Annotated in this window: 16 protein-coding genes; 14 read left to right on the top strand and 2 right to left on the bottom strand. The window is 61.5% G+C overall.

The features are described 5' to 3' along the window. Window positions 1–268: 268 nt before the first annotated feature. Both KD146_RS13645 and KD146_RS13640 read left to right on the top strand, forming a co-directional pair. Window positions 269–565: a hypothetical protein gene (locus KD146_RS13645; RefSeq protein WP_212659381.1), complete on the top strand. Its 297-nt coding sequence runs from the start codon at window positions 269–271 to the stop codon at window positions 563–565. Further along, window positions 562–810 carry a hypothetical protein gene (locus KD146_RS13640; protein ID WP_212659380.1) on the top strand — a complete coding sequence of 83 codons (249 nt, stop codon included), beginning with the start codon at window positions 562–564 and terminating at the stop codon, window positions 808–810. The genes KD146_RS13645 and KD146_RS13640 overlap by 4 nt, the downstream gene beginning before the upstream one ends. Window positions 811–902: 92 nt before the next feature. On the opposite strand, the gene KD146_RS13635 is transcribed toward KD146_RS13640, so the two are convergent. Together KD146_RS13635 and KD146_RS13630 are read right to left on the bottom strand one after the other, a co-directional pair. After that, complete coding sequence (locus KD146_RS13635) at window positions 903–1,340, bottom strand: FKBP-type peptidyl-prolyl cis-trans isomerase (RefSeq protein ID WP_212659379.1); 438 nt, start codon at window positions 1,338–1,340, stop codon at window positions 903–905. A gap of 145 nt (window positions 1,341–1,485) precedes the next feature. Beyond that, window positions 1,486–2,016: a LuxR family transcriptional regulator gene (locus tag KD146_RS13630; RefSeq protein WP_249327867.1), complete on the bottom strand. Its 531-nt coding sequence runs from the start codon at window positions 2,014–2,016 to the stop codon at window positions 1,486–1,488. A gap of 150 nt (window positions 2,017–2,166) precedes the next feature. On the opposite strand from KD146_RS13630, the gene KD146_RS13625 reads away from it, so the two are divergent. The 12 genes from KD146_RS13625 (at window position 2,167) to KD146_RS13570 (ending at window position 13,824) form a co-directional block, all read left to right on the top strand. Further along, complete coding sequence (locus tag KD146_RS13625; RefSeq protein WP_212659378.1) at window positions 2,167–2,883, top strand: CoA transferase subunit A; 717 nt, start codon at window positions 2,167–2,169, stop codon at window positions 2,881–2,883. Next, window positions 2,883–3,533: a 3-oxoacid CoA-transferase subunit B gene (locus tag KD146_RS13620; protein ID WP_212659377.1), complete on the top strand. Its 651-nt coding sequence runs from the start codon at window positions 2,883–2,885 to the stop codon at window positions 3,531–3,533. Before KD146_RS13625 ends, KD146_RS13620 begins: the two co-directional genes overlap by 1 nt. Window positions 3,534–3,537: 4 nt before the next feature. Continuing rightward, the gene (locus KD146_RS13615; protein WP_212659376.1) at window positions 3,538–4,713 is read left to right on the top strand and encodes an acetyl-CoA C-acetyltransferase; all 1,176 of its coding nucleotides are present in this window, start codon (window positions 3,538–3,540) and stop codon (window positions 4,711–4,713) included. 68 nt (window positions 4,714–4,781) lie between these two features. Beyond that, entirely contained in the window at window positions 4,782–6,206 is a 1,425-nt protein-coding gene (locus KD146_RS13610) for a sigma-54 interaction domain-containing protein (RefSeq protein ID WP_212659375.1), read from the top strand. 159 nt (window positions 6,207–6,365) lie between these two features. Beyond that, window positions 6,366–7,145 carry a 3-hydroxybutyrate dehydrogenase gene (locus KD146_RS13605; protein WP_212659374.1) on the top strand — a complete coding sequence of 260 codons (780 nt, stop codon included), beginning with the start codon at window positions 6,366–6,368 and terminating at the stop codon, window positions 7,143–7,145. A gap of 8 nt (window positions 7,146–7,153) precedes the next feature. Continuing rightward, window positions 7,154–7,933 carry an ABC transporter ATP-binding protein gene (locus tag KD146_RS13600; protein ID WP_249327866.1) on the top strand — a complete coding sequence of 260 codons (780 nt, stop codon included), beginning with the start codon at window positions 7,154–7,156 and terminating at the stop codon, window positions 7,931–7,933. Then, window positions 7,926–8,651: an ABC transporter ATP-binding protein gene (locus KD146_RS13595; protein ID WP_212659372.1), complete on the top strand. Its 726-nt coding sequence runs from the start codon at window positions 7,926–7,928 to the stop codon at window positions 8,649–8,651. The genes KD146_RS13600 and KD146_RS13595 overlap by 8 nt, the downstream gene beginning before the upstream one ends. 39 nt (window positions 8,652–8,690) lie before the next feature. Next, complete coding sequence (locus KD146_RS13590) at window positions 8,691–9,887, top strand: ABC transporter substrate-binding protein (RefSeq protein WP_212659371.1); 1,197 nt, start codon at window positions 8,691–8,693, stop codon at window positions 9,885–9,887. A gap of 68 nt (window positions 9,888–9,955) precedes the next feature. Next, window positions 9,956–10,843 (top strand): branched-chain amino acid ABC transporter permease, encoded by an 888-nt coding sequence (locus KD146_RS13585; protein WP_212659370.1) that lies wholly within the window; start codon window positions 9,956–9,958, stop codon window positions 10,841–10,843. Continuing rightward, window positions 10,843–11,820 (top strand): branched-chain amino acid ABC transporter permease, encoded by a 978-nt coding sequence (locus KD146_RS13580; protein WP_212659369.1) that lies wholly within the window; start codon window positions 10,843–10,845, stop codon window positions 11,818–11,820. The genes KD146_RS13585 and KD146_RS13580 overlap by 1 nt, the downstream gene beginning before the upstream one ends. A gap of 209 nt (window positions 11,821–12,029) precedes the next feature. Beyond that, window positions 12,030–13,076 carry an aromatic ring-hydroxylating dioxygenase subunit alpha gene (locus tag KD146_RS13575; RefSeq protein ID WP_249327891.1) on the top strand — a complete coding sequence of 349 codons (1,047 nt, stop codon included), beginning with the start codon at window positions 12,030–12,032 and terminating at the stop codon, window positions 13,074–13,076. A 4-nt stretch (window positions 13,077–13,080) separates the two neighbouring features. Then, complete coding sequence (locus KD146_RS13570; protein WP_212659368.1) at window positions 13,081–13,824, top strand: GntR family transcriptional regulator; 744 nt, start codon at window positions 13,081–13,083, stop codon at window positions 13,822–13,824. Window positions 13,825–13,832: the final 8 nt, after the last annotated feature.

Below are 13,832 nucleotides of genomic sequence, written 5' to 3'. Positions count from 1 at the left end.
ATGTGCGCCAACTTGCATAAGGGTCCAGTTGCGCCTATATTGAGGTCATACGTTTCAGCGCATCATAGCTGTCCGACAGCCGGATTACCGGTCTATTGGCTTTCCTGATTTTTGCGAGCGTGTTGTACCGACCAGCATGGTGCTGGGCGGTCGCGATGCTGTTGGCCGCATTTCGTGCGCCTGCATCGCGCTATTAGAGCATGGCCAGCGTATCGCGGCCCCACAATTAAGACTGGTTCTGGCGCATTGCTGGACCAAATGAGAGATAATGACACAGTTTGATTTCCAGGCGCCTGCCGCGCTTTTTCTTGGCAGCGACTGGCACGTAGCGGCAGCCCAAGGCTCCCGCAAGTTTCGTACCGCAGCCCAGGCCCTTTGCTTCGCACTAGAAGAAGCGGCCCCGGTCAGTCTCAAGGGCGCAAGCCTGGAGGTGAACGGCAAGCGCTATAGCAATCACGAGATGATCTGGCTTCACAGGAGCCCCGATTATCCGCTGCCGCGCAAGAAGCTGCAAAAGCTTTCCCGGGCCCGTTCGCGGGCTTCTGCCATCAAGGAGCCGACATGACGTTCAATTACAATGCCGCCGCCGAGCTGTTCCCCAGCCGCCGGGTGGCCAAGTCGCAGCAGACCCAGTATCGCCGCTTTCCAAAGGCTGCCGAAGCCATTCGCTTCTGCATGGAAGAGCTGCCCGAAGCCGGGCTTGGCGGCACGATCCTCGAGGTCCGTGGCGGCCGTTTTGATGGCCAGGCCATCAAGGCTCTTTATGAAGCTGAAGACTATCCGCTGCCGCGTCAGGAAGTTGCCGCCTAGGCACCCGACCAGCGCGTTGCGCTAGTATCACATAAAAACAGGCGGACGCTCGATCGAGTGTCCGCCTGTTTTGCTGTGGTCGTGGGCGCGCCTTAGGCGGCCTGGACGATCTCGACCAGCTCAACGTCAAACACCAGATCCTGCCCGGCAAGCGGGTGGTTGGCGTCGACCTTGACGATTGAATCGTCGACTTCCACGACACGAATGGGCAGCATGGAGCCGTCGGCCGTCTTGGCTTGGAGCTGCGTGCCCACTTCAATATCGATGCCGGCGGGCACCTTGGCGCGTTCCAGCGTCTGGACGGCTTCAGCGCGGTGCGGGCCATAGGCCTCGTCGCACGGAATGGTCACGGTGGATTTGGCGCCCTGCTCCATGCCGGTGATGTGTGCTTCAAGGCCACGGATCACCTGGCCTTCGCCAAGGGTGAACTGTAGTGGCTCGCGCCCTTCGGATGAATCAAAGGCAGTGCCGTCGGTGAGACGACCGGCATAGTTGATACGAACTGTATCCCCGGTTTTTGCTTCGGTCATGGCTGTTCTCCTATTCAAGGGGGCCGAGAAAAAGGCCCAGTCTGGATCAGCCGCACGCCCGATTACGCACGACGGTGACCCCATTATGTAGGCAAAAGCGGCATAATTTAAACCGTTTGGGGGCAGAAAACTGTGACGGGGCCGATTACTGCGCGGAGAACCAGGCCACCAGTTCAGCGCTATTGCGCACGCCAACAGCGCGCATCAGGCGCAGTCTGTGGGCCTCCACGGTTCGGCGACTAAGCCCTATTTCCTCGGCGATCAGCGCATTGGTCTTGCCCTGGGCCACCAGCGTCAATATCTGGCGCTGCCGTCCGGTCATGGCAGCCTCGGTCACCGGCCGGCTCATCGGCTCAAAGCAATAGAGCGCTTCAGCGAAGGGGTCAGTGTCGTGGCGCGAGCGGCCATTGACGCGGCACCAGAAACGCCGCCCGCCTGCCCCCACCATGATGCGCTCGTCATAATAGACCTGACCACCAGGCAAATGGCTGCGCCACATCTGCCCGGTACGAACAAAATCGGCGATCTTGGGATAGAGCCGTGAGAAACTCTGGTCGACCAGTTCGTGGCGCCCAAAGCCGAACAGGCCGGCAAACTCGGCATTGCAATCGCGAATGATGCGATGGCTGGCAAATACCATCGGCACCGGAATATCGCCCAGTGCGAAGCGTGGCATGGCCCGGTCGGCGGCCGATGAAGCAGGTGCATCCATAGAGTATAAATACGACTAACCGGGCGGCCTCAGCAAGACCTAGCCTTGAGAAAAGGGCGGCGCTGCGGGGAGCAGTGTTGCGCCCTATCCAGAACACTGTGAGGAGGACGGGCTGTGCAGAAAGTCTATGCGGACGCCACTGACGCGCTTGCCGGATTGCTGAAAGACGGAATGGTGGTGATGGCCGGCGGCTTTGGCCTGTGCGGCATCCCTGAATCACTGATCGCGGCGATCAAACAGTCGGGCGCCAAGGATCTGACGGTTATTTCCAACAATGCGGGCGTGGACGGCATCGGGCTGGGCACGCTGCTGGAGACCCGGCAGGTCAAGAAAATGATCTCATCCTATGTGGGTGAGAACAAGTTGTTCGCCCAGCAATATCTGGCGGGTGAGCTGGAGATCGAGTTTACCCCACAGGGCACACTGGCCGAACGCATCCGGGCCGGTGGCGCGGGCATTCCCGCCTTCTTCACCAAGACCGGCGTGGGCACGCTGATTGCCGAGGGCAAGGAAGTGCGCGAATTCGACGGCGAGGACTATGTCATGGAGCGCGGTCTGGTGGCCGATGTCGCCGTGGTGCACGCCTGGAAAGGCGATGCGGAAGGCAATCTGGTTTACCGGAAGACGGCGCGGAACTTCAACCCGATGATGGCGACCGCCGGCAAGATCACCGTGGCCGAGGTTGAACATCTGGTCGAGACCGGCGCGATCGAGCCTGATCAGATCCACACGCCGGGCATTTTCGTGTCTCGGCTGATCCATGTTCCCAATCCGGTCAAACATATCGAGCAGCGCACCGTGCGGTCGCGCGCCACTGCGGAGGCAAACTGATGGCCTGGACACGCGAACAGATGGCGGCCCGCGCCGCGCGCGAACTCAAGGACGGCTTCTACGTCAATCTGGGCATTGGCATTCCCACACTGGTGGCCAATTTCATTCCGGACGGCATGGATGTGCGCCTGCAGAGCGAAAATGGCATGCTGGGCATGGGCCCCTTCCCGTTCGAGGGCGATGAAGATGCCGACCTGATCAATGCGGGCAAGCAGACGATCACCGAGTTGCCAATGACCAGCTTTTTCTCCAGTGCCGACAGCTTCGGAATGATCCGGGGCGGGCATATCGACCTGTCCATTCTGGGCGCCATGCAGGTGGCCGAAAATGGCGATCTGGCGAACTGGATGATCCCGGGCAAGATGGTCAAGGGCATGGGCGGCGCCATGGATCTGGTGGCCGGCGTCAAGCGCGTGGTGGTGGTGATGGAACACGAGGCCAAGGGCACGCCCAAGCTGCTCAAGGCCTGCACCCTGCCGCTGACCGGTCAGCGCGTTGCCGATCTGGTGATCACCGATCTGGGCGTGTTCACCATCGCCCGGACCGGGGAGCCATCCATGGTATTGATTGAACTGGCCGATGGCGTCTCGCTTGACGACGTGACGGCCAAGACTGAAGCGGCGTTCAGCGTTCAACTGGACCAGGAGTAGCAAGATGCGTGATATTGTAATCGTAGGCGCCGCCCGCACCGCTGTAGGCGCCTTCATGGGTAGCCTCGCCAGCGTGCCCGCCCACGAGTTGGGTGCTGTGGCCATCAAGGCGGCTTTGGAGCGATCTGGTGTCTCTCCCGACGATGTCGATGAAGTCATTCTGGGTCAGGTGCTGACAGGCGGCGCAGGTCAGAACCCGGCTCGCCAGGCCGCTATTGCGGCAGGCATTGGCCAGTCAGCCACCGCATGGGGCCTCAATCAGGTGTGCGGCTCGGGCCTGCGCGCCGTGGCGCTGGGCATGCAGCAGATCGCCATGGGCGACGCAGAGATCATCGTCGCCGGTGGGCAGGAATCGATGTCGCTGTCGCCGCATTGCCAGCAATTGCGGGCACCCGCAAAAATGGGCCCGATCACCCTTGTGGACACCATGATGAGCGATGGTCTGGTGGACGCGTTTGGCGGCTATCACATGGGCATCACGGCCGAGAATGTGGCGCGCAAATTCGATATCAGCCGGGACACCCAAGACGCCTTCGCGCTGGCCTCCCAGCAGAAGGCTGCCGCAGCGCAGCAGGCCGGGCGTTTTGTTGATGAAATCGCACCGGTCACCATCAAGACCCGCAAGGGCGAGATTGTTGTCGATCAGGATGAATATATCCGCGCTGACGCCAGCGCCGAGGCACTGGCCAAGCTTCGACCAGCCTTTGACAAGGCGGGCAGCGTCACCGCCGGCAATGCATCGGGCATCAATGACGGCGCGGCGGTGCTGGTACTGATGAGCGCCGAGGAAGCTGCCAAACGCGGTCTGAGGCCACTGGCGCGCATTGCCAGCTGGGCCACGGCGGGTGTTGACCCCGCACTAATGGGTACAGGCCCCATTCCGGCCTCGACCAAGGCGCTGGTTAAGGCGGGATGGAGCAGCGGCGATCTGGATCTGATCGAAGCCAATGAGGCTTTTGCGGCGCAGGCCTGCGCGGTCAATCAGGCGATGGCCTGGGCGCCTGAAAAGGTCAACGTCAATGGCGGCGCCATTGCGATTGGCCACCCGATCGGCGCCTCGGGCGCGCGCGTGCTGGTGACCCTGCTGCACGAGATGGTACGGCGCGACGCACACAAGGGTCTGGCGACCCTGTGCATTGGCGGCGGCATGGGTGTGGCGCTGTGTGTCGAGCGCCCGTGAGCGCGTTGCGATCCCTTGCGCCGGGGCATAGACTCCGGCGCAACTGATCGCGCAACAGAGACCGCACCATGGCCCGCCCACCGACAACTGAACGCTGGCCAGCTTCCAATGGCCTGGCCAGTATTGAAGAGGCTGTGGGCGCCTTCAGCCTGCTGCGCGACTTCTTTGAAGGCGCCATTATCGTTGATGCCGACACCCACATCACCTGGATGGATGCGCGCTATCGCGAACTGCTCAAGCTGAACCCATCCTTTGACCCGATCGGCCTGCCGGTCGAAGATGTCATTCCCCATTCCCTGCTGCGGCGCGTGGTGGAGACAGGACGACCGATCCTGCTCGACATCATGAATTTCAACGAGCGGCAGTTTGTGGTCTGCCGCATCCCGCTCAAGGATGCCTCAGGCGCGGTGGAAGGGGCCATCGGCTTCGTCTTTTACGACAATGTCGATTATCTGGCGCCCATTCTGGACAAGTTCGAGACCCTGCACAAACAGCTGACCCGCGCCCAGGCGGCGCTGACGCGGGAGCGGCAGACCAAGTATTCGCTGTCGAGCTTTGTCGGGCAGAGCGAAGCAGTCAGAGAGCTCAAGGCCATGGTGCGCCGGTTTGCGCTGCGCGACGGTGCTGCGCTCATTCTGGGGGAGACCGGCACCGGCAAGGAATTGCTGGCGCACGCTATCCATCAGCAATCTGACCGCGCCGATGGACCGTTTGTGGCGGTCAATATCGCTGCCGTGCCCGAGGCACTGCTCGAAGCGGAGTTCTTTGGCGTGGCACCAGGGGCCTATACCGGGGCGGACAAGAAACCGCGCAAGGGCAAGTTCGAACTGGCCCATGATGGCACGCTGTTTCTAGACGAAATCGGCGATATGCCGCCCGCCATCCAGGCCAAGTTCCTGCGCGTATTGCAGGAAGGCGAGGTCGAGGCGCTGGGGTCCAACACGGTCAAGAAGATCGATGTGCGTATCATCGCCGCGACATCACAGGATCTCGAAGCCAAGGTGGCCGACAAGAGCTTCCGCGCCGATCTCTATTACCGCATCGCGGTGCTGACCGTGCATGTCCCGCCCTTGCGGGATCGGCGGGAGGACATCGCCCTGATCTGCGAAGTGCTGCTCGAGCAGACCATGCGCGCGGCCGATGAGCGGGGCTGGGTGATTACACCCGAGGCTGTTGCCCTGCTGCAAAACCATGACTGGCCGGGCAATGTGCGCGAACTGCGCAATGTGCTGGAACGGGCGGCGGCGCTGGCGCCCAGCGAGGTGCTTGATGGCGCGGTGATCAGCCGCGCCATGCCACCGGGCGCAGCCCGCTCGATGAGCACAAGTACAAGCGGTCAGGCGCTGGCCCACACCATCGCCGACACCGAACGGCAGGCCATTATCGATGCTCTGGCGACCACGGGCGGTCAGAAGTCAGCGGCGGCCCTGCGGCTGGGCGTATCGCGGTCGCAGTTTTACGAGAAGCTGAAGCGCTACAATATCGACATCTGAGGTGTCCGGATTTCCGGACACCTGTATGTTTTTCCGGACACCACCGCCGGACACTGCCATCGACACCCTTCTGAAACCGGCGTTTCTGAGTTGGCACGGAACTTGAAAGAGTACCGTCAAAACAAAGCGGGCCGCCAAAGGTCCGGATCAGGGTGGGGTATGAACACAAAGCGCGTGGCATTGGTCACCGGCTCAACGAGCGGCATTGGCTTGTCGATCGCCAGCAAATTTGCGGCGATGGGCTATGACGTGGCGATCAACAGCTTTGAGGCCGAACAGGATGCCGGGGCCGCGCTTGAAGCGCTGGCCGCCAGCGGCGCCAATGTACGTTACTTCCAGTCCGACCTGGCCGAAATTGGCGGCGGCTATGATTTGGTGAGCGCCGTGGTGGCCAGCTTTGGTCAGCTCGACGTGCTGGTCAACAATGCCGGCATCCAGAAGGTCGCGCCGATCGAGGAGTTTCCTCCCAGCGACTGGCAGCGCATTGTCGCGGTCAGCCTGGATTCGGCCTTTCACACCATTCGCGCCGCGCTGCCCGGCATGGCTGAGCGCGGCTGGGGGCGCATCATCAATATTGCCTCGGCCCATGGCCTGCGCGCCTCGCCCTTCAAGTCAGCCTATGTCGCCACCAAGCACGCTGTGGTCGGGCTGACCAAGACAGTGGCGCTGGAGACGGCAGAGAAGGGCATTACGGTCAATGCGATCTGCCCGGGCTATGTCTGGACCCCACTGGTGGCGGCTCAGGTGGCTGACCAGGCTCGCGTGCATGGCATGAGCGAAGAGCAGGTCATGCGCGAAATCATCCTGGCGCCGCAGCCGACGCGCCAGTTCGTGCAGCCCGAAGAGATTGCGGAGATGGCCGGTTACCTATGTGGTGATCTGGCCCGTTCGATCACCGGGTCAACCATTTCCATCGACGGAGGGTGGACCGCCAAATGAGTGCAGCCATGAACCAGTCGCCTGTCGCATCGCCCAAGGCGGACATCATCCTGTCGGCGCGCGGCCTGACCAAACGTTTTTCCGGCTTCACGGCCGTGGACAGTGTCGATCTCGATATCAAGCGCGGGACCATCCACGCCCTGATCGGGCCCAATGGCGCGGGCAAGACGACATGCTTTAACCTGCTGACCAAGTTCCTGCAGCCCAGTGCTGGCAAGATCACCCTGAACGATCGGGACATCACGCGGCTGTCGGCCGCCGATATCTCGCGACGGGGTCTGGTGCGTTCGTTCCAGATTTCGGCGGTATTCCCGCAGCTCAGCGTGCTGGAAAATGTGCGCATTGCGCTGCAGCGCCGCCGTGGCGACAGCTTCGATTTCTGGCGCCCCGAAAAGGTATTGTCGGCCTATGACGAGGAGGCGAGCGCCCGCGTCGAAGAGGTCGGGCTATCGAGCCATTTGCACGAGCCTGCCGGCGAGTTGAGCTATGGCCGCAAGCGGGCGCTCGAAATCGCCACCACGCTGGCGCTGGAGCCCGAAATGCTGCTGCTGGACGAACCCATGGCCGGCATGGCGCAGGAAGATGTGGGGCGCATCTCGGCGCTGATCCGCAAGATTTCGGCCAATCGCACCATTTTGATGGTGGAGCACAACCTGTCGGTGGTGGCGGACCTGTCCGATCAGATCACCGTTCTGGCGCGCGGTCAGGTACTGGCTGAAGGCACCTATGAAGATGTTTCGCAGGATGAACGCGTCGTTGAAGCCTATATCGGAGCTGGCCATGAGTGAGACCACCACCGCCAGCGCGGCCCCCTTGCTCGCCGTGCGCGATCTCAATGGCTGGTACGATGAAAGCCATGTGCTGCACGGCATCAATTTCGATGTGAAGCCCGGTGAAGTGGTGACCCTGCTCGGCCGCAATGGTGCGGGCAAGACCACGACGCTGCGCGCCATTATGGGCATTCTGGGCAAGCGCCAGGGTTCGGTGCAGTTCGAGGGCACCGAGTTGATCGGCCTGCAGCCGCGCGCCATCGCCAAGGCCGGCATTGCCTTTTGCCCAGAAGAGCGCGGCATCTTTGCCAGCCTGTCGGTGGACGAAAACCTGATGCTGCCGCCCGAGGTCAAACCGGGCGGGCTGAGCCGCGAGGCGGTGCTCGAGATGTTCCCCAATCTGCGGGAACGGCTGGGCAGCCAGGGCACCAAGCTTTCCGGCGGCGAACAGCAGATGCTGGCCATTGGCCGCATCCTGCGCACCGGCGCCAAATTCCTGCTGCTGGACGAACCCACCGAGGGCCTTGCCCCGGTGATCGTGCAGCAGATCGGACGCACCCTGGTGCAGTTGAAGAACCAGGGCTTCACCATCGTGCTGGTGGAACAGAATTTCCGCTTCGCGGCCTCGGTCGCGGATCGGCACTACGTGGTCGAACAGGGGCGGGTGATCGACACCATTCCCAATGCCGACCTCGCCGACAACATCGACAAGCTGCACGCCTATCTGGGCGTCTAGCACCAGCCGCAAGGCTTCACTCGGGAGGAGAACCGACACATGAAACTACAGACCCTAATCCTGGCCTCCGCGGCCAGTCTGCTGATGGCGGGCACCGCCATGGCAACCGACATCAAGATCGGCGTGCTCAATGACCGCTCCGGCGTTTACGCCGATCTGTCGGGCGAAGGCTCGGTGATTGCAGCGCGCATGGCCGTCGAAGACTTCGACGCCGCTGCCAAGGGCATCAATGTCGAGATCGTCTCGGCCGATCACCAGAACAAGCCAGACGTTGCCTCCACCATTGCCCGGCAGTGGTATGATCAGGATGGCGTCGACATGATCGCCGACGTCCCGACGTCTTCGGCAGCATTTGCCGTGGCCGAAGTGACCCGCGACAAGAACAAGATCTTCATGGATTCGGGCGCTGGCTCGGCTGATCTGACCGGCGCGCAGTGTTCACCCAATACCGTTCACTGGACCTATGACACCTGGGCCCTTGCCCATGGCACAGGCACGGCCATGGTGCAGGAAGGCTACAAGAAGTGGTTCTTCATCACCGCTGACTACGCCTTTGGCCAGGCGCTGGAAAAAGACACCTCGGCCGTGGTCGAAGCGGCGGGCGGCGAAGTGCTTGGCGCAGTGCGTCATCCGTTCCCCGGCACTGACTTCTCATCCTATCTGCTGCAGGCTCAGGCCTCCGGCGCCCAGGTGATCGGTCTGGCCAATGCTGGTGGCGACACCGTCAACACCATCAAGCAGGCTGCCGAGTTCGGCATCACCCAGGCCGGTCAGGCACTGGCCGGACTGCTGATCTTCATCACTGACGTGCATGCCCTTGGCCTTGAGACCGCTCAGGGTCTGGTGCTGACCGAGGCCTTCTATTGGGATCTCAATGACGATACCCGGGCCTGGTCGGAGCGCTTTGCGGCCCAGAATGGCGGCAACATGCCTACCATGGTGCATGCCGGCGTCTATGCCAGCGTGCTGCATTACCTCAAGGCCGTTGAAGCGACCGGTGGCAAGGACACCGCCGCGCTGATGGACGAGATGAAGGCAGAGCCAAGCCAGGATCCACTGTTCGGTCAGGGCATGGTCCGTCCCGATGGTCGTCACATCCACGACATGTACCTGTTCCAGGTGAAGTCGCCAGATGAGTCCACCGGTCCATGGGACTATTACAACCTGCTCGCAGCCATTCCTGCCAAGGACGCCTTCCGTCCGCTGGCCGATGGCGGTTGCGATCTGGTGAAGTAGATTGAGCTGGGTGCCCCGGCCGTGTCGGGGCACCCGTTTTCAAGACCAAGAGAAACCGGAAAACATCCATGTTTGAGCTTTTGGGGATACCGCCACAGGCGCTGTTCGGCCAGCTGCTGCTGGGCCTGATCAACGGGTCGTTCTATGCGCTGCTGAGCCTTGGGCTCGCCGTCATCTTCGGGCTGCTCAACATCATCAATTTCAGCCATGGCGCGCAGTACATGATGGGCGCCTTCGTCGCCTGGATGCTGATGACCTATGCTGGCATCAATTACTGGTGGGCCCTGCTGCTGGTGCCGATCATTGTGGGGGCGACGGGCGTGGTCATCGAGCGGGTTATGATCGCCCGACTCTACCATCTCGATCATCTCTACGGGCTGCTGCTGACCTTCGGTCTGGCGCTGATCATCCAGGGTCTGTTCCGCAATCAGTATGGTGTGTCGGGGCTGCCCTATTCCATTCCAAGCGAGCTGTCGGGCGGCACCAATCTGGGCTTCATGTTCCTGCCCAATTATCGCGCCTGGGTGGTGGTGGCCTCGGCCATTGTCTGCTTTGGTACCTGGTTTGCCATCGAGAAGACCCGGCTTGGTGCCTATCTGCGCGCAGCCACCGAAAACCCGGTTCTGGTTGGTGCATTCGGCATCAATGTGCCGCGCATGATTACCCTGACCTACGGCTTTGGCGTTGCCCTGGCGGCGCTGGCCGGGGTGCTTGCTGCACCGATCTATTCGGTCAATCCCAATATGGGCGCCGATCTGATCATCGTGGTGTTTGCCGTGGTGGTGATTGGCGGCATGGGTTCGATCCTCGGCGCCATTCTGACCGGCTTCGGGCTGGGCGTGGTTGAGGGGCTGACCCGGGTATTTTACCCCGAGGGCTCGTCTGTGGCGATTTTCGTGATCATGGCGCTGGTACTGCTGGTCAAGCCAGCCGGCCTGTTTGGAAGGACGGTCTGATGACCACGCAATCTGAAACCGCGCTCGTGACGACCCCGGCGCCGCCTGTGGGCACGCCGCGCCACCACATCGCAATCTTTGTTGGCCTGCTGGTGCTGCTGCTGATCGCGCCGTTCGTGCTCTACCCGGTCTTTGTGATGAAGGTGCTGTGCTTTGCGCTGTTTGCCAGCGCACTGAACCTGCTGCTGGGCTTTGGCGGGCTGCTGTCGTTTGGCCATGCGGCGTTTTTTGGTTCCGCCAGCTATGTCGCGGCCCATGCCGCCAAGGTATGGGGCCTCAACCCCGAATTTGCCATTCTGCTGGGCGTGGCTGCCGCTTCCCTGTTGGGACTGGGCATTGGCGCGCTGGCGATCAAGCGCCAGGGCATCTACTTCGCTATGGTGACGCTGGCCTTTGCGCAAATGGTCTACTTCATCGCCGTGCAGGCGCCGTTTACCGGCGGTGAAGACGGCATCCAGGCGGTTCCGCGCGGCATGCTGTTCGGCATTTTTGATCTCAGCTCGGACTTCACGCTGTACTTTGTGGTGCTGGTCATTGTGATGGGCGGCCTGCTGGCGATCTACCGCATCATCCATTCGCCCTTCGGGCAGGTGCTCAAGGCCATTCGCGACAATGAACCCCGCTCGATATCGCTGGGCTACAAGGTCGATCGCTACAAGCTGGCAGTGTTCGTCATGTCGGCTGGACTGGCCGGCCTAGCCGGGGCCACCAAGGCCATTGTGTTCCAGCTGTCCTCGCTGACCGACGTCTACTGGTCGATGTCGGGTGAAGTGGTGCTGATGACACTGTTGGGCGGCATGGGCACGGTTTTCGGCCCGTTCGTCGGCGCTGCCGCCATTGTCACCATGCAGAACTATTTCGCCGGTTTCGGAGCCTGGGTGACGGTCATTCAGGGCGCGATCTTTGTGGCCAGCGTGCTGCTGTTCCGCGAAGGCATTGTCGGCGTCCTCGCCAAATGGCTCAAAAAGCCACTCTGATTTTCGGCCGTGCCCGACGAACCTTGGCGTTGGTCGCTCTGGGTCAACGTCGTTCGCAGCCGGTAAGTGCCGGCGCCCAATTCAAAAACATGCTCTGACGTACTGGCTCCGCCCCACCGGGCGGAGCCAGTCGCGCGTGGGGACTTGTAAATTGTATACAACTTATGTTTCCTGCCTGCACAATGAATCGCAGGGAGAGGAGCCCAGTGATGACCGCTCAGACGTTTCCAATGAACGCATGGTACGCCGCAGCATGGGACACCGAGCTGAAGCGCGAACTCGTTCCGCGGACAATATGCGGAAAACCAGTGGTTATGTATCGGAAACAGGACGGATCAGCCGTTGCGCTGGCCGACGCCTGTTGGCATCGCCTGCTGCCGCTCTCTATGGGTGAACTGCATGGTGACAATGTCATCTGCGGCTATCACGGCCTTGAATTCGATGATTCCGGCCGCTGTGTATACATGCCTTCTCAAGACACTATCAATCCGTCGGCCTGCGTGGTGTCCTACCCGCTGGTCGAGAGGCATCGCTTTATCTGGTTGTGGATGGGCGATCCGGCGCTGGCAGACCCTGCCAAGGTGCCCGATCTGCATTGGAATGACGATCCTGAATGGGCTTCTGATGGCAAGTTGATCAAGGTCAAATGCGATTACCGCCTTGTGATCGACAACCTGATGGATCTGACGCACGAAACTTATGTACACGGCTCCTCTATCGGCAACCGAGCCGTGGCTGAAGCCCCGTTTACCGCGACGCATTCTGACCGGACAGCGACCATCACCCGCTGGATGAAGGACATTGACGCGCCGCCATTCTGGCGTGGCCAATTGGGCAAGTCCGGAAATGTCGACCGCTGGCAGATCATCAATTTCGAGGCGCCGGCGACGATCGCTATTGATGTCGGCGTGGCACTGGCGGGAACAGGTGCGCCAGAGGGCGACCGCAGTCAGGGTGTCAGCGGCTTCGTACTCAACACCATCACCCCTGCGGACGAAAAGACCTGTCATTATTTCTGGGCCTTTGCGCGCAATTACAAGACATCTGAGCAGCGCCGGACCCATGAATTGCGCGAAGGGGTGGCCAAGATATTTGGCGAAGACGAGATCATCCTGGAAGCCCAGCAGATCGCCATCGACAACAATCCGGATCACGTCATCTACAATCTCAATATCGACGCCGGTTCAATGTGGGCGCGCAAGCTGATCGACGCGATGATTGCTGAAGAACAGCAGCAAGCGATAGCGGCGGAATAGGGCAATGGCAGCGAGACCGGCGCATCGCCAGCAATCGCGATCATTGAAGGCCCTGATGGGCGTGCGTGATCTGATATTGGGGGGGCATGCCCGTCCGGGGGAGCGGCTTTCGGAGGTGGCTATCGCCGACAGGCTCGGCATATCACGCACGCCTATTCGGGCGGCACTGGCGCGACTTGAGCAGGAAGGGCTGCTTGAACTCATCCCGTCGGGCGGCTTTGCAGTGCGCAGCTTCGCGCGGGACGAAGTGATCGACGCCATCGAGTTGCGCGGTGTGCTTGAAGGCACGGCAGCGCGACTGGCGGCAGAACGCGGCCCACACCCCGCCCGGCTGGCCGAGATCAAGAAGCTGGTGCAGGCGCTGGACGACACCATCTGCGACGGTCCTGAGGCAATGGACTTTGAGCGTTATGTGGAGCTCAATGCTACCTTCCATGCGGCTCTGGCGGGTCTGTCCGGTAGCGAAACCATCCGACGCGAAATCGCCCGGGTGACAGGACTGCCATTTGCGTCACCGAGCGCCTTTCTGGATAAGCAGGCCGATGTACCCGCCTTTCGGCAATCGCTGGTGATCGGGCAGGCGCAGCACCGCGCCATCATCAATGCCATTGAAATGCGCGAGGGTGGTCGGGCCGAAGCACTGGCGCGCGAGCATGCGCGGCTGGCCCGACAGAATCTGGAATATGTGATGGCCCAGGACCGCAGTTTGCTGCGCAGTGTGCCGGCGTTGGCCCTGGTGGGCGAATAGGAGAAGCG

It is taken from the genome of Devosia litorisediminis (assembly GCF_018334155.1).
Lineage (GTDB): Bacteria > Pseudomonadota > Alphaproteobacteria > Rhizobiales > Devosiaceae > Devosia > Devosia litorisediminis.
Note: the sequence above shows the minus strand (reverse complement) of the source record. Positions and strands in the feature narration are given on the sequence as shown.